Genomic DNA, 23,249 nt, shown 5'->3' with positions numbered 1-23,249 from the left:
TTAGACTTTAGGTGTATTTATGATTATTTAAATATAATACTCAGCCTAACATAAGTGGTGGGATAAAGCGTAGGATCAAGAATTGAACCTGATAACATGGGTATTTTGAGGGTATAGACAAACGTCTTTAAATGAGAAAATTAGGTGGATATTTTTTTCTAAAAATACTTCGGTTGAAGTAAGAGGAGTCTAGTATTTGTAACATTAAAGAGTAAGTTGGAATGTTACTTTCATCGTAGTACAAATATAATCATTAACGATATAGCAAAAAAGCGTTGATTTTCGAGAAAACCAACGCTTAACAACTTTTAGTATTTATTTTAAATCAGTTTTAAGAAGTAAGTCAACCGCTTAATTGTGGTTTGGCAATTGTACGCCACGGTACCGTGTGACGTCTACGCGCGGAATCGTCGCATTGTATTTTCTATTGATTTCATCAATAAATAGGTTGGCGATAACGGCATTTCCGATCGGCGTAAGGTGAATACCATCTAAGGAAAATGCGTTACCTGTAATGAACGAGGAGCTAAATGGTATACCATTGTAGATAAAGCCAGTTCTAGCCTGAGCTAGAAATGCATGCACATCTACAAGTGCCAAATCTCTTCTGTCTGCCGCTTGTCTAATCGCATTATTGTACTGCTGTACACGCGCCACGACTTCCGCAACTTCATCACGATCGAGCACCATGTTATCTGGAATTGGATTTTGTTCGATTATTCCGAAGAATGGCCGGCCTCTAAAAGTATCACCAATGCTATCTGTAGGCAATGTTAAGATAAAGAGATCTTCCGGCGTAGCCGGTCTAATTCCAGTTTTGGTTTGGATCAAAACATTGTCTGTTTCTAAAGGCGTACCAAGTGTACCTACTGTCACTGCCGCGGCCAACTGTGGCTGTGTTACCGTCGTAAAAAACGGAATGCTAGTTACATCAGGTATGGTCGCTATAACACCCTTACGATCGTTTGTTGTCAGTGAATCAATATACCTGTTATATAAAGCGGAGAATAGGGCAGCATCAGTCAATGTCGTTGTCGGAGTTCCGCCAACAGCACCATTCATCGCATAGCCTAGAACATCATTATTTCCGAGCCAGAAAGAAAAGAACGTATGTTGTCTACTTCTGGTAAAATCAAAGTAAGAGGTGGTGCCTACTGCTGCAGCATCTGCCAGCAAACGCTCGAAATAAGAATTTAATCCAGAGAATTGGGGTACAAATGCTAAATCCAAACGCATGCCCGGTACGCCATAGTTATTAATTTCTGGTCCTTCGTATTTGGTGTATAAGGGAAGTCCCGTTGCCGGGTTGATTCCACGAATCGCTAGATTATCGGTTACAGGTGCAGTTACCGGTCGTCCATTCACGAGTGAGTCTAAACGCAGATAGCCAGAGCCATTCGCTTGATTCGCGTTGAAGAATGGCGAGGTAAATGTACCGCCACCCACAGATTGCATTTGTGCAGCGATTAGATTCGGGAAAGCCACTTGCTGTCCGGATAAGTACAGCCCGCCATCGGCAAAACCTGCAGTAAGCGAGTTTCCAATAGCAATGTATTTATTGAAGTCTGCGGTGGACGTATTCCGTACTTCGAATTCATCCAAGCTTGGAGAACAGGAAGCGACGAAAAACAAGCCAAAAAGGGCAGAAGTATATATGTTAAAGATCTTTTTCATAATAGTTTGGTTTACCATTTATAGCTTACTGAAACACCGGGTGCATGGATATAGGTTTCATATCGTCCTTGCAAATTGATAGCCGTATTGGTCGTGGTACGCGGTAAGATATGTTGGAAAGCGTACGCGGCATTCAGCTCCCATTTTGGTGTAATATCATACGTCACACCAGCTGATAGGACATAGCGGTTGTTGTCCGGTGTTTCCGGACTAACAAAATTTTCGCGCACGGGTGTGCGAATATAACCTACACCGGCACGAAGCGCGAGTTTCTCTTTTGCTTGATAATTTACACCAACACGAGCAGTATATGATTTTTGATAATTCTTCTCCGAAACTGTATTCGCAATCCGATCTGATTCGTATTCGAAGGCCAATTGCTCATAGATATTATAATTAATAATAGACCCATCAACCGCCATCTTTATCTTTTCTGCGACGGGAAAGGCGATGCCTACACTCAAAGAAGATGGTAGGGGCAATTCAGAAGAAAAGTTCGTGTTAGGGAAGTTGCCCGCTATGGATTGCGGAACATGGAACTCCGCATCGCCATCATTCAAGGAGGTGACTACTTTTGATCGATAGGTGACGGAAAATGCAAATTCATTATCCAAGTGATAGTGCGCGCCTAAGGTGTATCCCGTTCCCGTTCCTGTTCCTGTTAATCGGGCGGTAGAAGGACTGCCGTCGGCATTAAAAGCCGGTAAGACTCGTCCTAGTTCGACTGTTCCAATGTTGTAGATAAAACCACCACCCACAGAGAATTGATCTGTAATTTTGAAACTAACGGTGGGTTGTATAAAAATAGCACGAAGTGATAATTCATTCAGTTCATATCTTCCGGGCCAATTGTTTCCCCAATCTACTCCGCCACCAAAAGGCGTGTATACCGCGAGGCCCGCTCTCCAAAATGCCCCATCGGGCGCATAAGTAGCGTAAGCTGCAAAGGGAGTGGAGACTTGAGATCGGGTTCTGTACGAATCCATCGATCCCACCTCTTGGAATGCCGACCGGAACATGATGGCATTACCGCCGACTTGTACGGCGTTGTGATCCATTTTAGCTAGGGCTCCAGGGCTGTATACCATGGAAGCCTCATCGATGAACAATGCGCTACCTGCACCAGCCATACCGACAATCTTTTGATTTTGGGTATTAACGACAGATCCTTGCGCAAACACCAGTACGGGGGATGCCAATAAAAGGCCGAGTAATAATCTTTTCATACACTTTTATTTATACTTGGTTAGAATTACCTAACTAGGTTAGGTCACAATCTTTAGATTTAATATGCTAACATAATATTTTAATCCGAGAAAACTATAATTTATTTCTGATAAATTTAAATAGATAACCGACAGGATTTGATAATGTTTCGCTTGGCTCTTGATAATTTCCTATCTTGCTATCACAAAAAAAAAGATTTATGGCTACAATAACATTTAAAGGTAACGAAGTACACACGCAAGGGACATTGCCCAAGGTGGGGGATAGCGCTCCTGATTTTTCTTTAACAGGAAGTGATTTGTCACAAAAAACATTGGCAGACTTTAGCGGTAAGCATGTCGTGTTGAATATATTTCCAAGTGTGGACACAGGTACTTGCGCAGCATCTGTACGGAGGTTCAACCAAGAGCTTTCGGAGTTACAAGATACCGTTGTTTTGTGTATCTCAAGAGATTTGCCATTTGCGCAAGGTCGCTTCTGTGCTGCAGAGGGATTGGAGCAAGTATTGTCCTTGTCCGAATATAAAGACGCTAGCTTCTCGGAAGCATACGGCGTGAAGTTTTCAGATGGTCCGTTGGAAGGTTTATTAAGCCGTGCTGTAGTGGTCATCAGCCCAGATGGAAAAGTGAAATACACAGAGCAGGTCGCAGAAGTAACAGAAGAACCTAATTACAAAGCGGCTTTGGCATCGATTTAAATTTTTGTGCAATAGCACGAATATACAGAAAAGGGGCTTCAACATTGTTGAAGCCCCTTTTTTTACCGTTTTTTTTAGTCTATCAATTGGCTTGCGCTACCTTTTCATCCTGCGTTGGTTTTTTCAGCCAAAGTTCCAGATCATCACAAGTCGAGAAATCATCGTTAACATGAATATACGTCGCTGCGGTGCGTTTTTCAAACCATTCACTTAAGAAGCGGTTTACTTTATCTTGCTGTGCAGCTTCCTGTATCTTCGCAAAGTCTTGCGCCATATTTGCTTGGTGTGGTGCTACACGGGTTTTCAAATAATTAAACTTATATGCTTTTATACCATCACGGTGTGCATCTGTCACATGTGAAAATAGGTAAGGCTTCGAATATTGTCCGGGCTTCAATGTATCGATTGCGGCAAAAAGATCTTTGTCCAAACCGTCTACTGAAATCACGGTACTCCGTGTGTACGAGTTTTGGTCAAACACCATACCGCCATTAAATTTCGTTTCTTTAGCATCAGAATACATGGACGCCGCTGTGTGGAAGCTCATCTTGCCAGTGGCTACCAGATTGTATACACTATCGATCTTCGATTTTGCACGATCTAAGCTGGCTTGTGTAGGCTTCATGGTGATTAACAAGTGGCGCACATTCACCTCTTCGCCGCGTCTTTCCAATACTTGTAAAAAGTGAAATCCAAAAGGAGTCTCGAATACTTCTGACACTTCACCTGGTTTCAATTTGAAGGCTACAGCCGAAAACTCTTTAACGTAGTTATCACGTGTCGCAAAACCTAAATCACCGCCATTAGGAGCCGAAGGACATTCGGAGTAAAAACGAGCGATCGTTCCAAAGTCCGATCCTGCTAATATTTGTTGACGATACCCTTCAGCCTTGCTTTTGTATTGTTCTTTTTCGGATTTGGTCAATACCGGCTCAATCACGATCTCACCTGTTTCAATTTCTGTATTAAAGTAAGGCAGACTATCTTTATTCAGTCCGTCAAAGTAGCGGTTTACTTCTTGCGGAGTAACACTGATTTTTTGAACGATATTCCCTTGCAAACGCTCTGCGCGCATTTGTTCGGATAGCGTTGGGCGAATTTCCTCTTTATATTGTAATACAGAGCGCTTCAAGAATCCTTCTAAGCGTTCTTGATTCCCTGCTTGTCGTACCATGCTACGCATTCTACGATTCAATTCATCATCCACCTCTGCCTCCGAAACTTCAACGGAGTCAATCACAGCCTGCTGTGCCAACAATTTGGTCATGATGAGCTGTTGTAAGGCCTGGCATTTAAAGTTTGGATTTGCAGGCCCACCATTCGCTAAATATTGCGTGTATTGCATATCGACATCCGATTGTAAAATGATGTTTGACCCCACCGTAGCAACAACCCTATCGATTAATTTATCTTGCGCTTGCGCGAATTGCACTACTGAGAATGCAAATACAATAAATAAAATCGCGTACTTCTTCATGTTTCTTGTTGATTTATTCATCCAAAGATATTCATCCTTCTGAGATACAAAGGTATGGAATTATTTACACTAAATACCGTGTGCAAAGGTAGCTGTTTTTTGAGGTGCCACTGCTGCTTTAACCCTTTTTAACGTTGTGAAATCCTATTCCGTTTTCTCGTCACTATCCGCTATTTGTCCGTTTGGCATGTTAGGATCTTGCTCATTCTCCTCTGCGGCTTCTTCCGGATCGCTTTTTAGTTCGTGCGTTTCTTGATTATACATACCGTGCAATTCATCAATTACGGTTTCTTTCCACAAAGGTGTTCCTGTAATATACGCCGTACGGGCAATCATGTGCGCTGCCACAGGTGCGGTTATAATCAGAAAGAAGAGAATAGCAATCGCTTTTGTCGTGACCGAAATATCATCGGGAAACATAATGGCAGCACAGATCAAAAAGAGTCCGACACCAAGAGTCGACGCCTTAACCGTCACGGATAAGCGCAGGTAAAAGTCTGGCATCCGAATCAAACCAATAGATGCAAATAAAATCGATAGCGCACCAATCGTGCTCAGAATACCTAATATAATATTAATCATCTTTTTGTTTTTCTATGTAATACGAAAAGGCAATAGTACCTAGAAAGGCGATCAGTGCCAAGATAATCGCCACGTCGAGCAATACCTCTTGGTTCTGCCGAATACTATAAATTGTAATAATACCTATACCAATCGTAATCATGACATCCAGCGCGACCACACGATCCACTACGGACGGGCCTTTCGCGATGCGAATGAAAACCAATAATACCGATAAGGTAAGGATCGGTAAGATTACATAATCAAAGTAGGTGCCTAGTGTCATCGTAATACCTCCATCAATCTGCGTTCTACACCCATTTTAAGACTATTTACAAAAGTTTCGGGATCATTCAAATACATGACATGAATGTACAACGCTTTCTTATCCTCGCTCACATCCAAAATTAAAGTGCCTGGTGTCAACGAAATAAAGGTCGATAAAACGTTGATCTCTAAATCTGTCTTAGCACTCAGCGGAAATAACACGACACCCGGGCGGAAAAAGTACTTCGGTGTCATCACATCGTAAGCCACCTGTAAATTTGCTTTGATCATCTCCCAGATGAAATACAGCAGAAAGCTAATGATCTTCGGTACACGGTAGAAATAACGTTGATCGTACTCATTGCGACTCATGATCCATAGTACGAAAAAGCCTAATAGCAGACCAAAGATGAAATTGGAGTAAGAAAGCGAACCCGTCAATGCTACCCAGATAAAGGACAGCAATAGATTCATCAAGAAGTACTTAATCATATCAAATTATCTTTTAGGCCCTAATACCGCTTCGATATAAGGGGTAGTGTCTATTAATTCATTAGATATTCGGTCTGCCACTTGTACGACACCTTCGGCATACAATCCAATGTATAGTGATGCGCCCGCCAAAATAGCTACCGGCAAAACCAACAAAATCTTCTTAAACAACGGCATGGGCTCAAACTTGTTCTCTAGCACAGATGGATCGGGCGGATTCTTCCAAAACACTTCCGACCATAGTTGTGCAATTACATATAATGTCGCTAAGCTTCCCACAATCAATGCGGCAACAAAGAAGTATTGTCCTTGGCCAAATGCTTCTTGGAATAGAAATATTTTTGGCCAAAAACCAGACAGTGGAGGGATACCGACGAGTGAAAATAGTACAATAGCAATAAGGAGTGATATTTTAGGATATTCACCGTAAATGCCGCCCAATTTAGCCAGATCCATCGAGCCCCTTAACTGTCGAATAACACCGGCAATCAAAAACATATTCGTTTTGACCATGATATCATGAATCAAATAAAATATCGTTCCCATCAGCGCGATCTTGGTAAACATAGCCAATCCACCTACCATAAAACCGATATGGCAGACAATAAGGTAAGAAAAAAGTCTGCGTACGTTGGTTTTCACTAATGCGCCCAATGTGCCAGTAAGAATGGTGAGCACCGCAATGACTAACAGTAATTGCTTCGTAAATTCATCGGGGATGAAGATCAAACTAAAGACACGTAGCATTGCATAGATTCCTACTTTTGTCAGCAAGCCGCCAAAGGTAGCCGCTACAGCAGATGGTGGCGTATGATAAGAGGATGGTAGCCAGTAGTATAAAGGGAATACAGCAGACTTAATACCAAATCCTAAAATGAAAAAGATAGAGGTAATTCCAATTAGCGTTTGGTTCTTTACGGCTTGAATCTTCAATGCCAAATCGGCCATATTCAGTGATCCAGTAATGCCGTACAGAATTCCGATTCCGGTCAAGAAAAACATCGATGCCAGGATGTTGAGTGCCATGTATTTGATAGCGCCTTCTAACTGTGCCTTTCGCCCGCCCAGAGTCATGAGTACAAAGGAGGAGATAATAATTACCTCAAACCACACGTATAAGTTGAAAATGTCGCCCGTAAGGAATGCGCCAATTAACCCCATTAATAGAAAATGAAAAATAGGGAAATAGCCGTACATCATCCGTTGCCGACTCAGACCGGTGGTGGAGAATATGGATACGGCAAAGCCCGCAATGGACGTTAAAAGCACGAGAGTGACCGCCAATAAATCGGCGACAAAAACAATCCCGAAAGGCGCTTCCCAGTTCGATGCATTCAACGTCAGTGTACCATCTGTATAGACTTTTTCAAATAGCCGAATGGCTACGATTAATGCTAAGAAGGTGCCGCCCACGGATAAATATCGCTGCGTGATGGTCTTGCGCCACGCAATTAACTGCAAGATCGCAGTAATGAGATGAACGAAAATAGCGGCTAAAATATGGTTGTCTATCATATATCTTCTTCTTCGGGGGTATTAAGATCATCCAAATCATCTTTTTGCAACAGGGCGTATGCTCGCTTGAGCAATACAATAGCGAATGCCGATAAGGCAAAGCTGATGACGATGGCCGTCAAGATCAACGCTTGCGGAATCGGATCGGCATAAATGTCTTGAAAGATATTATGATTGCTATTGATAACGGGTGGTTTTCCTTTGGTGATCGAGCCCATGACGAAGATCAGAATGTTGGTACCATTCCCCATCATCATAATACCTAACAACAACTTAATCATACTGCGGCGAAGAATCAGGTATACGCCAGCGGCATACATGATGCCAAGAAGCAATATTAGTAGTAATTCCATGTGCTTAGTCTTGGGTGAGCGATATAGTGAATAGAATGGTGAGCACTACGCCTAACACAACGAGATACACGCCAATATCGAAAAACAAGGCCGTGCCGACCGAACCGATTACTGGAAACTTCTCCTCCAACCATAATCCGGTCATCGGCGGATAGCCAAAGAAAGTCGGAATAATCACACTAAGTACAGCTAACCCCAATCCGATCGGGATTAGAGAAAGCGGCTTGCGGCGCATGATTTTCATAGAGGCTTCTGCACCATTAGCAAAGCTATGTAGCACAAAGGCAATCGATGCGACTAATCCACCGACAAAACCTCCTCCCGGGAAGTAGTGACCGCGTAGTAGCAAGAACACCGAAAACAGGAGCAGTATAGGCAGCAAATACCGCGTAGCGGTTTGTAAGATCGTACTTCTCATAACAGATTATTCTTTTTCAGAAGATTTTAAACGCAATTTCAATAAGCTATACACGCCAATGGCTGCAATACTCAACACTACGGTTTCAAACATGGTGTCTATTCCCCGAAAGTCAACGAGAATCACATTGACCACATTTTTGCCCTTGGCTAACAGGTACGCATTTTCACCATAAAACTGACTGATGCTCTTATCGATCGGTTCATTAATTACTTTGAGCGCAATAAGCGAAAGAATGACGCCAAAACTCATGGCTACTACAATATCTCGGTAGCGGCGTGTGGAACTTTCTAGCTTCAAGAACGGCGGCAATTTGTACAATACTAATACAAACAGTACCGTAGTCAGCGTGTCAATCGTGAACTGCGTCATTGCCAAATCTGGTGCGCTATAGAATACAAACATCAAACAGATACAATAACCTACTACCGTCATGGCCACAACAGCCGTAAGAAGGTAAGGTGTGGATAATACAATGCCCACAGCACCGATCAGTATCAGTACAACCGCTACTTCGTAAATGGACAGTGCTGTCAAACTTGACCAATCTAATTGAATAGGACCACTAAGCCAAAGCTTGTAGGCCAATAAGGCTTCGGCAAATAGAATGATCTTCAAATGGTAGGAGCGTAGGTATCCATTGTGCACTACGTTCGTATAGCCTTGCGACAGCTTTAGTAATCCTTGTCCGACTAGGTCAAAGAAATATTGAGGTGAGATCACGTTTAAGCGTTCTAGTGCTTTTAATTTTTTAGGATTTGGTTTGTTGGCAAGATATACCAAGGTACCTGTTCCCAGCGTAGCCAAACTTAATATCAATACAGTATTGACCCCGTGCCAAAGCGCTAAATGAAGATCTGTATTGCCACCAAAAACGGCATCAGCAGCTTGTAGCGAAAAGTAGTTTCCGATTATGCCCGGGAAGATGCCGGCAATTAAACCGAATAGTCCTAAAATTAGAGGTGGAATCCAAAGCGCTGCGTATGGTCGATGCGTATCTTGTAACGTTTCTGGTAGTGCACCAAAAAAAGGTTTTAATCCAGCCATAAAACCGGCAGCAACCAAAGCGATGTTAGTGCCGACCGCCAAGCTGGTTAAGATCACAGAAAGTGTGCCTCCACCTTCGAGCGTGGCTGCATAAATTAAATCCTTACCAATAAAACCAAATGTAAGCGGTAAGCCAGCACTGGATAAAGCGGCCAAACCGCCAGCTACAGCTACCCATGGCATTATTTTTCGCAATCCAGCCAGTTTGCTAATGTCTCTCGTGCCCGTTTCGTGATCGATAATACCTGTGACCATGAAGAGCGTGGCCTTGTATAACGCGTGCACTACTATGAAAACGACGGCAGCAATAATCGCATCTTTGGTGCCTAATCCAATTAAGAAGGTCAGCACACCCAGAGCAGATATCGTAGAATACGCTAATATACTTTTCAAATCCAGTCGGAAGAGTGCATGAAATGCCGCGAAAATCATGGTAAATCCACCAACAATCATCAAAGTATAGCTCCATAATTCGGTCTGGCCGAGCACAGGATTGAAGCGGGCTAAGAGGTAAATACCAGCTTTGACCATGGTCGCCGAGTGCAGATAAGCCGAAACGGGTGTCGGCGCTTTCATCGCTCCCGGAAGCCAAAAATGAAACGGAAATTGAGCGGATTTAGTAAATGCTCCCAAGCAAATAAGTGCCAGGATCAGCGGATATAAGTTGTGCCCAATGATGAGATCTCGTGCTGCTACCAGATCCGATATTTGATACGTGCCGGCGATATTTCCCAATAGCGTTAACCCTGCTAGAAGAAAGAATCCGCCCATTCCAGTGACGGTCAACGCACGCAGAGCGCTTTTGCGAGACTCATCACTATCATTATTAAACCCAATCAGAAAGAATGAGCTTATACTCGTTAATTCCCAGAATATAAATAAGGAAAAAATATTGTCGGACAGCACCACACCGAGCATGGCTGCCATAAACAGACATAAATAACCGAAAAAGCGATCAAAGTACGGATGCCCTTTCAAGTACTTGATAGCGTATACAAATATGGCGCTACCAATTCCCGAAATCAACAAGGCAAAGAGAAGCGATAGGCCATCCAATCGAAATGCAAAATTGATATCCATGGAAGGAACCCAAGGAAGAATTTGCGTATAAACCGTTCCGGTCGATACTGCAGGAACATATTGTAGATAATATATGAATATGATAGCAGGTACGAGCGTCAGTAAGGCGCTCCATCTTGTCTTAATTTTGTTGCCAAAAGGCAACATCAGCAATGCGCTGAATAATCCTAGAATTACCGTTAATAGCATGTATCCGACCTAAATTGTGATGGTTGCGGATAAAATTACTAAAAAAAGCCCGTTTTTTTGCCTTAAACGATGGGTTGTTTAACGAGAATGGCTGATTATATTGTAAAATCAGCCATCATTAACTTTGAGTTGCTACTCGATTGTTTCAGTTTGCTGAAAACTATTGACCATAGCGTATCAAGTAACATTGTAGTGTTTTAAAAGGTACTTCAGATTATTCAAAATCCGGAGGTGTTTCCATCTGTAGTTCTGCGTACTTTTTAAAGTTGTCGAGAATCGCTTGCCAGCCTGCGCGTTGCATTTCTGGATCGTTGGTTTGTTCAGGATCGAAGATCGTGGTGACGATTACACCATCCGCACTTTCCGAAAAATGCGTGTTCACCTTGCGGCCATCCGTCATGATGTAGCTTACTTGGTCTGGTGCCGAAACGTCGGAAAAAATGGCTTCAAGATCAAAGCCCATTGTACCATCTTTCGACTCCATACGAACCTTGTATTCGCCGCCTGGCTGTAGATCTACCGATGCACTTGGACATGCCCAATCGTCGGAAGCAAAATTCCATTGTACGATATGCTCTGCTTCCGTATAAAATTTCCATGCTGCTTCGAGCGTGGTGTCGATGGTCGTTGAAATGGTAATCGCTGTTATATGCATGATTTTTTGTGTTTAGTATCCTGTTCTTCTTTTCTAAAAAGAATAATTCGTTCGATAAGATTCAAAGGCAAGTGATCTGTTAAAGGAAATTGCACCGAGCCTTTTCCCTGTTTGTACATCGACAACTCTTGAGCAAACGCTTCGTGACCAGTTGGCGTTGCATAAAAACCGATGTGACTCTTGAAAGCTGCAAAATATACCAGCGGCTTGCCATGCAGTTTGTACGCCGGCATACCATAAGAAATCTGTTCTTGTGCATCCGGAGCTATGCGTACAATGATTGCTCGAATATCTTGCAATTTTTGTTGCACTTCCTTTGGGAATGACGCGATGTAGCTCTCCACATCTGCCCAGTCTTTTTCCATGGTAAAACGCTTAACCTTTGTAAAACACTTTAATCGAATATCATGCCTAAACGTAAGCTGATCATAAAAAACAGCTTTAGTCTGCGCGATAATTAGCTGCGCTAATCTTAGCGCTCGCACATTGCTTTTAACTTCTCCAGCGCCTTTGGCCAGATTTCATCCATATGTTGAGCGTGCTCGCCATCATCAGTCACCTCCACACGAACGGTGGTGACGCCTTCTTCTTCGTCGAAATAGTAGTTTTCAAAAGAGTTTTCCCATCCAGCAAGTTCTGATCCTTCTGTTATTTCCTGATCAGCATGCAAATAACCGTAATGATGCATGGAGATAAATTGATGTGGTATATGCTCCACAATTTCTGCTAAGATGCCGTGCTTTGTGCCATGCTCATCCAGCGAAGTGAACTTAATTTTGTCGCCTTTGTTCCAGCCGCCTTCAAAGTCTGACGTCGGACTGAAAGGCGTTGTCCATTGCGGATAGGTTTCTTTGCCGATCATCTGATCAGCAACCCATTTGGAGGGGGCATTAATGTTGATGTTATAGTGAAGTTTTTTCATTTCTTATTTAGGGTTTTCAAAACAAATCATCCAACGGACACCAAATTGATCGTTGAATGAACCAAAATAATCGCCCCAAAACATATCCTCCATCGGCATTTCGACCTCACCTTCAACGGATAATTCATAGAAGAGTCGATCTGCTTCATCACGGCTATCTACGATGAGGCAGATGTAATTATTGTTGCCTGGTGTCACGGTTTGTCCAGCGCTTTTTAGGCAGTCGGAGGCCATGAGAAGTTGATTTTTACCTAAGGGAATGGAGGCATGCATCACATAATTCTTTTCCTCTTCGGCTACATCAAAGTCGGGCACTTGGTGCATGTATTGTATGTTTAGTTCGCCACCAAAGATGGATTGGTAAAAACGAAAGGCTTCTTCCGTCTTGCCTTCAAAATTGAGATAAGGATTTGCAATCATAGTATAGTTGTTTATAAAGTGAGAACGACAATTAGTGATGCCGAAGTATAAACAAATCTAATGCATAAACGCTTGATTGTTCTTGTCTTATGGCAAGAAATTGGCCGCTAACCAATGTCTTTACGAATGCGACTAAGAGAAGTATCGGTGATGCCTAAAAAACTAGCAATTTGCTTCAATGGTGCGTGGCGAATAATCTGTGGCTTGTTGGTTAAAATGTCCAAATAGCGCGCTCTGGCCGATTGGGTAATAATGTCGATAGATTTTTGTTTGAATTGAAACAATTTGTTCGTCATCCAGAGTCTTCCCCATTCACTTAGTCCCGGAATCGTATGATATAATTCTTGAAAAGTGTCATACTGTATCGTCCATCCGCAGCCGTCGGTAAGTGCGTGCAGGTCTTCTTGAAGCGGGGTTCGCTGGAATAGCGAAAGCACTTCGATGACCACCTCGTATTGGCCAAAAAAATCGGTCGTAATCTCATCGCCATGATAATTGTGTGTGTACGAACGAATCAGTCCGTTTTCGAGTACTAGGTATTCGTTGAGGACTTTACCTCGCTTGTAAATCAACTCACCTTTTTTGAAAGAGCGCGGATGATGTGCGTCTATAATGCGGCGAAGATCTTCCGCTGAGATCAATGGATGTTGATAGACTTGTGATAATATAACCTCTTTCATAAGTTTAGCGCGTCGGGGTGCTACGAATATAAAGAAAGCCTGTTCAAATAAGAACAGGCTTTGCTTTCAATTAATGATTATATGCGCTCAATAAAGCTACACGCTACCGTAATTTACGCGTAGGAATAAATAGCATCTTTCGATTCCAGTTCCGAATATCCCATCAGGTATTCATCGACTTTGCGTGCGCATTCGCGACCTTCTGATATAGCCCAAACCACTAAGGATTGTCCTCTGCGCATATCGCCTGCAGCGAAATATTTCGCTTTCGAAGTTTGGTATTCGCCCTCTTTTGCATTGACGTTACCGCGCTCATCATAGCCAATACCAGCTTCGTCCAACAAACCATCATGCTGCGGATGTAAGAATCCCATCGCGAGTGTGACTAATTCACAAGGAATTTCACGCTCAGAGCCTTCTACTTCCGTGAATTTTGTTGGTCGGCCAAGTGCATCGGTTTCCCAAGCCAGATCTACGACTAATGCAGCGCGTAGATTACCTTGTTCGTCACCTAAGAATTCTTTAGTGCTTACGCTCCAGTGGCGCTCACAACCTTCTTCGTGCGATGTCGTTGTTTTCAACAACATCGGATAAGATGGCCATGGCATCGCTGCGGTACGCTCTTTTGGTGGCTGAGGCATCAACTCAAATTGCGTGACGCTTTTTGCGCCATGACGGTTGGATGTACCCACACAATCCGATCCGGTATCACCACCACCAATGACTAACACATTTTTGCCCGTAGCGGTGATTTCTTCCACGTCAATCGGAGAGTTGCCAACACGCTTATTTTGTTGTTTCAAAAATTCCATGGCGTAGTGCACGCCTTTCAATTCCCTTCCTTTGATATTGAGGTTGCGTGGGATGGTCGATCCACCAGATAATACCACCGCATCGTACGCATCTAATTCTGAGGTAGGCACATTTTTGCCGACTTCTGCATTCGTGCGGAATTCTATACCCGATTGCTGCATGATCTCTACCCGACGATCAATGACCGATTTATCCAATTTAAAATCCGGAATACCGTAGCGTAGTAAGCCGCCGACTTTATCATCGCGCTCATAAACCACCACATCATGTCCTGCTTTGTTGAGCTGCGCAGCAGCAGCCAATCCTGCCGGTCCGCCACCTACAACCGCTACTTTTTTGCCTGTTTTCAAAAAGCTTTTGTTTGGCTTTACGTAGCCTTTTTTGAAAGCGATCTCGATGATGTGTTTCTCAATTTCTTCAATAGATACCGGTGGTTTATTAATACCCAATACACAGGCAGCTTCGCAAGGTGCAGGGCATATTCTTCCTGTAAATTCGGGGAAGTTATTCGTCGACACCAATATTTGGTAAGCCTCTTCCCACTTACCATCGTATACGGCATCATTGAACTCCGGAATCACATTTCCAAGCGGACAACCCGAATGGCAAAATGGAATACCACAATTCATGCATCGCGCCGCTTGCTCGTTGAGTTGCGTGTCGGAATAAGGTTGAACAAACTCTTCATAATTTTTTACGCGACTGTCTGCTTTATCCTTTTGAGGCGCAACTCTATCATATTCTAAAAATCCTGTTGGTTTTCCCATAACTTTCCTCCGCTAAGCGACCACTAATTTTTTATTTAACACATTCTTGTATTCTCTCGGGAATACTTTGATGAACTTGTATTTCTCATTTGCCCAATGTTGCAAGATGTAAGCTGCTCTTGCACTATTGGTCAGATGGATATGTTTCTTTAATAAGATGATAATCTCGTTTTCATCTTCGGTATCCAAAGGATCTAAATCTACCATCTCTTGATTACAATTGTCGCGGAATGTCTCGTTGATATCGTAAATCCACGCGATACCGCCACTCATACCTGCGGCAAAGTTTCTTCCTGTAGCACCTAAGATCAACGCTCGGCCGCCAGTCATGTATTCACAACCGTGATCACCAATGCCTTCCACAACCGCTGTAGCGCCAGAATTTCGTACGGCAAAACGTTCACCTGCTAATCCATTGATATACAAGTGTCCGCTAGTGGCGCCATACAATGCTACGTTGCCAATAATGATATTGTTTTCAGGTACTAAGGTGCTTTCCTTGGCTGGATAAATGGCCAACTGCGCACCAGATAAACCTTTACCGACATAATCGTTGGCTTCGCCTTCGAGCTCAAATGACAATCCTTTGGTAGCAAATGCACCGAATGATTGACCGGCCGAACCTTCGAATTTGAAGTTGATGGTATCCTCAGGCAAGCCTTTCGAACCATATACTTTCGAGATCTCGTTGGATAACAACGTGCCAATGGTGCGGTCTGTATTCTTGACTTTGAACGTGCCAAATACAGGATCTTTGGATTCAATTGCGCGCTCTGCTTGTTTGAGCAGTGCCCAATCTAAGATCATACTCATACCATGATCTTGTTCTTCGGTGTTGTATAAGGAATCTTCCGCAAAATTTCTGGCTACGTGTAGAATGCCGGAGAAATCTACCTTTTGTGCTTTCCAGTGTGGAATATCTTCGCGTTTTTTCAAGAACTGTGCTTTACCAACCATTTCATTGATGGTGCGGAAGCCCAACTCAGCCATAGTTTCGCGCATTTCTTCTGCTAAGAAGTGGAATAGGTGCACCACGTCTTCTGGTTTACCAGAGAATAATTTGCGCAATTCTGGATCTTGTGTAGCCACACCCACTGGGCAGGTATTCAAATGACATTTACGCATCATGATACAGCCGCCTGCGATCAATGCCGCCGTCGCAACGCCCCATTCTTCGGCACCCAACAACGTGGCGATTACTAGATCACGACCTGTTTTCATTTGTCCGTCAGCCTGCAAAACGATCCGACTACGCAGTCTGTTTTGTACTAACGTTTGGTGTGCTTCGGCCAAGCCCAATTCCCATGGCAAGCCAGCATGTTTCACCGAGCTTAGCGGTGAGGCACCTGTACCACCATCGTATCCAGCAATCAAGATCACATCTGCGTGTGCTTTTGCCACACCCGCTGCAATCGTACCAACACCTGCTTTAGAAACCAATTTCACGTTGATTCTAGCAGCACGGTTGGCATTTTTCAAGTCAAATATCAGCTGCGCTAAATCTTCGATCGAGTAAATATCATGATGCGGCGGCGGAGAGATTAGTCCTACGCCCGGCGTGGAGTGGCGTGTTTTAGCAATCCAATCATCTACTTTATGACCTGGTAGCTGTCCACCTTCTCCCGGTTTCGCTCCTTGCGCCATTTTGATCTGAATTTCATCCGCCTGTGTCAAGTAGTTGGAAGTAACTCCAAAGCGAGCTGAAGCAACTTGCTTGATCGCGGAGCGCATCGAATCACCATTCTCCAAAGGTGTGTAACGAATCTCGTCTTCTCCACCTTCACCGGTATTCGATTTACCGCCAACGCGGTTCATGGCGATCGCTAAGGTGCTGTGTGCTTCGTGTGAGATCGATCCGAAAGACATCGCACCTGTAGCAAAACGTTTTAATATTTCGCTAGCCGGTTCTACTTCTTCCAGCGGCACTGGCGTACGGTGCTTGGCGAAGTCCAACAAGCCACGCAAGGTAAACATGCGCTCTTGTTGATTATTGATCAGTGAAGCATATTTTTTGTACGATTGGTAGTCATTATTACGACAAGCTTGCTGTAATAAGTGTACCGTTTGTGGATTCCACAAGTGGCCTTCGCCACGACGTTTCCATTGGTAAATTCCGCCTTCTGGCAAGATTTCTTTTGGTACGCGACCGGTCTCGAAGCTCTTGGCATGTTTGGCCAACGCTTCGCGCGCAATGTCATCTAATGTCAATCCGCCTATGCGTGATACCGAGCCACAGAAATAAGTATCTACCACCTGCTTGTCGATTCCCAAGATCTCAAAGATCTGCGCACCGTGATAGGATTGTAGCGTCGAGATACCCATTTTAGAAAAGATTTTCAATAAGCCGGCGCATACTGCCTTAACGTAGTTCTTGCGTAACTCATCCCACGAAAGATCGGTGTCTAGTTGCTTTTCTTCTTTCATCGTACGGATGCTGGCCAAGGCCATGTACGGATTGATCGCCGTAGCTCCGAACGCTAGCAAACAGGCAAAATGGTGTACTTCCCATGCATCGCCCGCTTCGACTACCAAGCCAACTGCGCCACGATTACCCGTTTTGATCAGGTGATGGTGTACGGCGGAAACGGCCAAGATAGATGGGATCGCAGCGTGCTGTGAATCGATCGCGCGATCGGATAAAATGATGACTTCAAAACCATCTTTTACGGCATCATCTGCATAGCGACACAAGCGTTCGATACCTGCTTCCAAAGAACCAGGTTGTCCATCCGCTTTGAAATACGTTTGCAAGGTTTTCGCTTGGAATACACCGGTATCGATAGAACGTAGTTTCTCTAATTCGCTCGACGTGATGATCGGGTGCTCTAATACAACACAGTGACAGAATTTTTTGTCTTCGATCAAAATGTTTCCTGCATTACCGATAAATGTCGCCAAACTCATCACCAAGCGTTCCCGAATCGGATCGATAGGTGGGTTCGTTACTTGTGCAAAGAATTGCTTGAAATAGCTCGATAAATGCTGCGGTTGATCGGATAGCACAGCCAAAGGCACATCGGTACCCATAGAACCAATCGGCTCATAGCCGGTCAACGCCATCGGTGCGATGATGGTTTCTAGATCCTCGCGTGTGTATCCGAATGATTGTTGGTATTTAAATACCGATTCTTTTGATAGATAAGTGAAGGTAACGCGGGGTTCCGCTAACTCTTTCAACTTGATTTTATAGTTGTCCAGCCATTCTCCATACGGTTGTTGGCGTACCAATTCTCCTTTTACTTCTTCGTCTGTACGTACACGTCCTGCTTCCATGTCGACTACGAAGATCTTTCCAGGCTGTTGTCTGCCTTTTTCGATGATCAATTCTTCTGGAATTGGTAGAGCACCAGCTTCTGATGAGGCAACCACACGATCATCCGAAGTGATCGCATAGCGCAATGGACGTAGTCCGTTGCGGTCTAAGGTTGCACCGATGATTTTTCCATCGGTGAAACACAGCGCAGCAGGACCATCCCAAGGCTCCATCAAGGTGGCGTGGTATTCATAGAATGCGCGTTTTAATGGGTCCATCTGCGTATTGCCATCCCAAGCTTCTGGCACGAGCATCAACATCACATGTGGCAGACTACGGCCAGAATGCAGCAGTAACTCCACCACATTGTCCAAACATGCAGAATCTGATTGCCCTTTATCGACTACTGGAAGAAGAATGTCCATCTCTTCTTTGGTGAAATACGGAGAAGATAATGCTCTTGCACCGGCATAAAACCAGTTCAAGTTACCCGTCAAGGTGTTGATCTCCCCGTTGTGCGCCATCATGCGGAATGGCTGAGCTAAAGCCCAAGATGGGAATGTATTCGTAGAGAAACGAGAGTGAACTAAGCCGAAGGCAGAGGTCACGCGCGAATCGCGTAAGTCGTTGTAGTACGTGCCTACTTGATAGGTGGTCAATTGTCCTTTGTAGATGATGGTTTTACAAGACAAAGACGCAAAATATAAGGGTAGGGGATATTCTTGGTGTTCTTTTACTTTCTGTACGATCAGACGGCGAAGAACATATAGTTTTCGTTCGAAATCTTCCGTGTTTTTAACGCCTTCTGGGCGAGAAACGAAAAATTGTACAATCTCTGGCTCTGCACTTAATGCAGTCGGGCCAATGCCTTCGCGATTGACAGGCACATCGCGAAATCCTAGGAAATCCATGCCGCGATCTTTCGTTGCTTCTTTGATAAGCGATCGGCAAAGTGCATTCAATTCTTGTTCCTTTGGTAAGAATACCATGCCGGTGCCATAGTAGCCCGGTTCTTCTAGCTGTATGCCCAGATTAATGCATTCTTCCCACAAAAACTCATGTGGCAATTGAATCATAATCCCAGCACCATCACCACTCTCTGGATCGCAACCACAGGCACCACGATGCTCCATGTTTTCTAACATGGTCAATGCATCAGCCACTTGATTATGTGATTTAACCCCTTTTATATGTGCAACAAATCCTACACCACAGGCATCATGCTCAAACTCCGGATTGTATAATCCGGCTGCCTGCAAACTATCGTACATCATACTTCCTCTATTATTTAGTTTGCTAATATAGTAATAAATACAATATGATTTTAATCAATTTTCATTTTTTAGCTTGTTATATTGATACAAATTTAAACATGAACTGATTATATCGTATTATTTGTATTTTATGCTTGATTTGTTGACAATATTGAAATACTCACAAATCTATATCTTCTCTGTAAATACGAGCCATATTCGAGCCAAACCAAGTAGATCAGGGAGATTTTAACTGGCGATTAGCTTTTCGTCAAAAAAGGCTACCTTTGTTAGAAAGGATTTACCATCTAAATTTTTAATAGATCATGACGAAAAACAGAGGTCCTATTTCTCAATTTATTGAGAAAAACTACCTTCACTTCAATGCTGCAGCGTTAGTAGATGCAGCTAAAGGCTACGAAACGCATTTGGACGAAGGTGGAAAGATGTTGGTTTCATTAGCTGGCGCGATGAGTACAGCAGAATTGGGTATTTCTCTGGCGGAGATGATTCGCCAAGATAAAGTTGCCATCATTTCATGTACAGGTGCTAACCTAGAAGAGGATGTAATGAATTTAGTAGCACATTCGCACTACAAGCGTGTGCCTAACTACCGCGATCTTACTCCGCAAGACGAGTGGGATTTATTGGAGAATCACTATAACCGTGTTACGGATACTTGTATTCCAGAAGAAGAAGCTTTCCGTCGTTTGCAATCACACCTAGAGGCTGCTTGGAAGAAGGCAGAAGCCGCCGGCGAGCGCTATTTTCCGCACGAGTTTTTATATCAAGTAGTTCGCTCTGGTGAGCTGGAACAATATTACGAGATCGATCCGAAAAACTCTTGGATCTTGGCTGCTGCCGAAAAAAATATTCCTATTGTGGTACCAGGTTGGGAAGATTCTACGACAGGTAACATCTTCGCATCGTACGTGATCAAGGGACAATTGCAAGCGTCAACTGTGAAGTCAGGTATCGAATACATGGTTTACTTGACCGAATGGTATCGCGAGAATTCTGGTGGCAAAGGAGTTGGTTTCTTCCAGATTGGTGGCGGTATTGCCGGTGATTTTCCGATCTGTGTGGTACCGATGATGTACCAAGATTTGGAATGGCATGATGTGCCTTTCTGGTCTTACTTCTGTCAGATTTCAGATTCTACGACTTCTTACGGATCGTACTCTGGCGCTGTTCCCAACGAAAAAATTACGTGGGGTAAACTAGATATCGACACGCCGAAATTTATTGTAGAGTCGGATGCTACGATCGTAGCACCATTAATCTTTGCTTGGATCTTAGGTCAATAAAAATACGATGTCCAACCTGCTGACAAATCACCCCATTGCGCTTAACGCGCTGATGAACGAAACGTTGTTCTCTGCGGATTTTACCGTCGCTGAGCAACCTTCGAATAGTTTTCAGCAGGCGCAAGCACAACCATTGATTACTCCTCCGGAAAATATCGTCGCCACGGCGAGTACTCCGGAGGAGTTTATTTATCAAGGATCGGTCGAGAAACGTATTCTCTTTATCCTGCGTTATCCCGACTTTGATTATTTCTCTCCAGGTGCATTGGATGCTTTCGAGAAAATCCTAGCGGCAGTTGGGCTTACGGTAGCTGATGTGGCGGTGGTCAATTTAGCCAACGCGCACAATCCCAACGATTTCAAGCGCATTATGCAATTCTTCCAGCCGACTCGGATTACGTTGCTTGGTGTAGATCCGGCTTCTTTGTTGTTGCCACTAATTCCGCATAATGAATATATGAGAGGTAAAGTGGCGACCGTCTTCAATACGTATAGTTTCGAGGAGATGTTTGCTAATGTAGAGAAGAAGAAAGCCTTCTGGCTTGAATTCAAAAAATTTATTACGAATGACTAAACTGGTATTTGCGACCAACAATGCACACAAGCTTCAAGAAGTAAAAGCGATGTTGGGCGAAGAATTTGATTTGCTATCGTTGGCAGACATTGGTTGCACGGCAGACATCCCGGAAACGGGTGATACGTTTGAACATAATGCGCAGCAAAAGAGTGATTATGTTGTGAATCATTTTCAGATGGACTGTTTTGCGGATGATTCGGGTTTAGAAATCGATGCCTTAGACGGTGAGCCGGGCGTGTATTCTGCACATTATAGCGGCACGCGAGATATGGTGCAAAACATCGCGTTGGTGCTGGAGAATTTGGGCGAGAATCAATTTCGTACTGCGCGGTTCCGTACCGTAATTTCGCTTTCCATTGCTGGCCAACAGCATTTCTTCGAAGGATCCGTGGAAGGGCGTATTATTACGGAAGAGCGTGGTGTTGCTGGCTTTGGCTATGACCCCATTTTTATACCAGAAGGCTATGAGCAGACTTTTGCAGAGATGACCGCAGAACAGAAGAATAAAATTAGTCATCGTGCGGTGGCAGTCGAGAAGCTAATAGCATTTTTGCGGAGCCAGTAAAAAAACTTTACTTCACGTTCCATTATCAGGTGAGTGCCAACTTAGACGGAAATATGACTGTTTGAGCAGGTAGATCTTCTTGCTGTTCTATAGCTTCAAATAAGATTTCAGCAGCCTTTAATCCTTGTTTTCCAGGGTATTGCTCAATACTTCCCATGGGCGGATTGTCTATGTATTCCCATCCGGGATTGTTTGCAAAACTGATGAAAAAAAAGTCCTGATTTGATATTAGACCTTTGGTTCTAAAATAGCGCATAACATCCAGCGTCACCATGTCATTAAAAGCAACTACTGCCGAAGGTCTTTCCGGCAGATTAATCAGTGTTTCCATCGCTTGTTCATTGCTAGCTGCAGCCAGATCGGTACTAACGATGTAGTTCTCATTGGGTGTGAGATTTTGTTCCTTCATAGCAGCCTGAAAGCTCAATAGTCTTTCTTGCGAAGCGATCATCGTGTCAGGCCCATTAATTAAGGCTATATTTTGGTGTCCTCGCTGTACAAATGCCTCAATAGCTTCTCTCATACCGGTAGATAGATCGCTAAACACACGATGCACATCGGTGCGCTCAGGTACGCGATCAAAGAATACTACCGGAATCTTCGCTTGACCTAAAGCTTCTATAAAGGAAACATCAGTCGTGTTTTTGCTTAAAGAAATTATTAGTCCATCAACCCGATGTCTTTTAAAATTTTGAACAATCTTTTGCTGGCGCTGTTCATCATCCAGTGACTGACCCAAAATCACCGTATAATCTTTTTCACTTGCATACTGCTCAATCGAGCCGATGGCATCTGCAAAAAATGGTTCTGATAAATAGGGCAAAATAACGCCAATGGTAAATGTTTTGCGTTGTTTAAAAAAGATCGCCGTTTGGTTTGGCTCGTAATTGAGCTCTGCGGCCATTTCTTTTACTCGCATTGTAGTAACCAAACCAATACTTGGGTGGTTGTTCAAAGCTCTGGAGACGGTCGAAGTTGAAATCTTTAGTTTTCTCGCTATTTCCTTTATGGTAGCAGGTTTACTATTCGGCATAAGCTAA

Annotated in this window: 22 protein-coding genes; 4 read left to right on the top strand and 18 right to left on the bottom strand. The window is 43.6% G+C overall.

All coding sequences use genetic code 11. From position 1 onward, the window contains the following. Positions 1–351 precede the first annotated feature (351 nt). Positions 352–1,674, bottom strand: coding sequence for an SGNH/GDSL hydrolase family protein (locus tag GKO22_RS12405; protein ID WP_240920285.1), 1,323 nt, complete (start codon positions 1,672–1,674; stop codon positions 352–354). Positions 1,675–1,685: 11 nt separating this feature from the next. Further along, positions 1,686–2,900 (bottom strand): OmpP1/FadL family transporter, encoded by a 1,215-nt coding sequence (locus tag GKO22_RS12400; RefSeq protein WP_166335472.1) that lies wholly within the window; start codon positions 2,898–2,900, stop codon positions 1,686–1,688. A gap of 200 nt (positions 2,901–3,100) precedes the next feature. Between GKO22_RS12400 and tpx the strand changes: the two genes are divergently transcribed. Beyond that, complete coding sequence (tpx, locus tag GKO22_RS12395; RefSeq protein WP_166335470.1) at positions 3,101–3,598, top strand: thiol peroxidase; 498 nt, start codon at positions 3,101–3,103, stop codon at positions 3,596–3,598. A gap of 82 nt (positions 3,599–3,680) precedes the next feature. Here tpx and GKO22_RS12390 read toward each other — a convergent pair whose 3' ends face one another. The 15 genes from GKO22_RS12390 to gltB all read right to left on the bottom strand — a co-directional run bounded on the left by GKO22_RS12390 (position 3,681) and on the right by gltB (position 19,781). Then, positions 3,681–5,075, bottom strand: coding sequence for a peptidylprolyl isomerase (locus tag GKO22_RS12390; protein ID WP_166335469.1), 1,395 nt, complete (start codon positions 5,073–5,075; stop codon positions 3,681–3,683). A gap of 144 nt (positions 5,076–5,219) precedes the next feature. After that, entirely contained in the window at positions 5,220–5,657 is a 438-nt protein-coding gene (gene mnhG, locus GKO22_RS12385) for a monovalent cation/H(+) antiporter subunit G (RefSeq protein WP_166335467.1), read from the bottom strand. Beyond that, a complete protein-coding gene (locus GKO22_RS12380) occupies positions 5,650–5,922 on the bottom strand; it encodes a monovalent cation/H+ antiporter complex subunit F (protein WP_116773960.1) in 273 nt (90 codons plus the stop codon). The genes mnhG and GKO22_RS12380 overlap by 8 nt, the downstream gene beginning before the upstream one ends. Then, positions 5,919–6,395 (bottom strand): Na+/H+ antiporter subunit E, encoded by a 477-nt coding sequence (locus tag GKO22_RS12375; protein ID WP_116773961.1) that lies wholly within the window; start codon positions 6,393–6,395, stop codon positions 5,919–5,921. Before GKO22_RS12375 ends, GKO22_RS12380 begins: the two co-directional genes overlap by 4 nt. Positions 6,396–6,401: 6 nt before the next feature. Next, positions 6,402–7,910: a proton-conducting transporter transmembrane domain-containing protein gene (locus tag GKO22_RS12370; protein ID WP_166335465.1), complete on the bottom strand. Its 1,509-nt coding sequence runs from the start codon at positions 7,908–7,910 to the stop codon at positions 6,402–6,404. Continuing rightward, positions 7,907–8,263 carry a Na+/H+ antiporter subunit C gene (locus tag GKO22_RS12365; protein WP_166335455.1) on the bottom strand — a complete coding sequence of 119 codons (357 nt, stop codon included), beginning with the start codon at positions 8,261–8,263 and terminating at the stop codon, positions 7,907–7,909. The genes GKO22_RS12370 and GKO22_RS12365 overlap by 4 nt, the downstream gene beginning before the upstream one ends. Before the next feature lie 4 nt (positions 8,264–8,267). Beyond that, entirely contained in the window at positions 8,268–8,681 is a 414-nt protein-coding gene (locus tag GKO22_RS12360) for a Na+/H+ antiporter subunit B (RefSeq protein ID WP_116773964.1), read from the bottom strand. A gap of 6 nt (positions 8,682–8,687) precedes the next feature. Next, a complete protein-coding gene (locus GKO22_RS12355) occupies positions 8,688–10,997 on the bottom strand; it encodes a putative monovalent cation/H+ antiporter subunit A (protein WP_166335453.1) in 2,310 nt (769 codons plus the stop codon). 214 nt (positions 10,998–11,211) lie between these two features. Next, positions 11,212–11,652, bottom strand: a complete 441-nt coding sequence (locus GKO22_RS12350; protein ID WP_166335451.1) for an SRPBCC domain-containing protein — start codon at positions 11,650–11,652, stop codon at positions 11,212–11,214. Beyond that, positions 11,643–12,017 carry an iron chaperone gene (locus GKO22_RS12345; protein ID WP_166335449.1) on the bottom strand — a complete coding sequence of 125 codons (375 nt, stop codon included), beginning with the start codon at positions 12,015–12,017 and terminating at the stop codon, positions 11,643–11,645. The genes GKO22_RS12350 and GKO22_RS12345 overlap by 10 nt, the downstream gene beginning before the upstream one ends. Positions 12,018–12,124: 107 nt before the next feature. Next, positions 12,125–12,574, bottom strand: coding sequence for an SRPBCC domain-containing protein (locus tag GKO22_RS12340; protein ID WP_166335448.1), 450 nt, complete (start codon positions 12,572–12,574; stop codon positions 12,125–12,127). 3 nt (positions 12,575–12,577) lie between these two features. Beyond that, positions 12,578–12,994, bottom strand: coding sequence for a VOC family protein (locus GKO22_RS12335; RefSeq protein WP_166335446.1), 417 nt, complete (start codon positions 12,992–12,994; stop codon positions 12,578–12,580). A gap of 107 nt (positions 12,995–13,101) precedes the next feature. Beyond that, on the bottom strand, positions 13,102–13,674 hold the full coding sequence (locus GKO22_RS12330) for a Crp/Fnr family transcriptional regulator (protein WP_166335444.1): 573 nt from the start codon (positions 13,672–13,674) through the stop codon (positions 13,102–13,104). A gap of 113 nt (positions 13,675–13,787) precedes the next feature. After that, positions 13,788–15,254 carry a glutamate synthase subunit beta gene (locus GKO22_RS12325; RefSeq protein WP_166335442.1) on the bottom strand — a complete coding sequence of 489 codons (1,467 nt, stop codon included), beginning with the start codon at positions 15,252–15,254 and terminating at the stop codon, positions 13,788–13,790. Positions 15,255–15,266: 12 nt separating this feature from the next. Beyond that, positions 15,267–19,781, bottom strand: a complete 4,515-nt coding sequence (gene gltB, locus GKO22_RS12320; RefSeq protein ID WP_166335440.1) for a glutamate synthase large subunit — start codon at positions 19,779–19,781, stop codon at positions 15,267–15,269. 305 nt (positions 19,782–20,086) lie between these two features. On the opposite strand from gltB, the gene GKO22_RS12315 reads away from it, so the two are divergent. Genes GKO22_RS12315 through GKO22_RS12305 form a run of 3 tightly spaced genes read left to right on the top strand, consistent with a single transcriptional unit; the run spans position 20,087 to position 22,209 of the window. Continuing rightward, a complete protein-coding gene (locus tag GKO22_RS12315; protein ID WP_166335438.1) occupies positions 20,087–21,067 on the top strand; it encodes a deoxyhypusine synthase family protein in 981 nt (326 codons plus the stop codon). 7 nt (positions 21,068–21,074) lie between these two features. Continuing rightward, a complete protein-coding gene (locus GKO22_RS12310; RefSeq protein ID WP_166335436.1) occupies positions 21,075–21,641 on the top strand; it encodes a hypothetical protein in 567 nt (188 codons plus the stop codon). After that, positions 21,634–22,209: a non-canonical purine NTP diphosphatase gene (locus GKO22_RS12305; protein WP_166335434.1), complete on the top strand. Its 576-nt coding sequence runs from the start codon at positions 21,634–21,636 to the stop codon at positions 22,207–22,209. Before GKO22_RS12310 ends, GKO22_RS12305 begins: the two co-directional genes overlap by 8 nt. Positions 22,210–22,234: 25 nt before the next feature. Here the strand turns inward: GKO22_RS12305 and GKO22_RS12300 are convergent, their stop codons facing one another. Then, a complete protein-coding gene (locus GKO22_RS12300; RefSeq protein ID WP_166335432.1) occupies positions 22,235–23,242 on the bottom strand; it encodes a LacI family DNA-binding transcriptional regulator in 1,008 nt (335 codons plus the stop codon). Positions 23,243–23,249: the final 7 nt, after the last annotated feature.

Source organism: Sphingobacterium chungjuense, from assembly GCF_011316935.1.
GTDB classification, from domain to species: domain Bacteria; phylum Bacteroidota; class Bacteroidia; order Sphingobacteriales; family Sphingobacteriaceae; genus Sphingobacterium; species Sphingobacterium chungjuense.
This window is presented reverse-complemented; position numbering and strand designations above follow the sequence as displayed.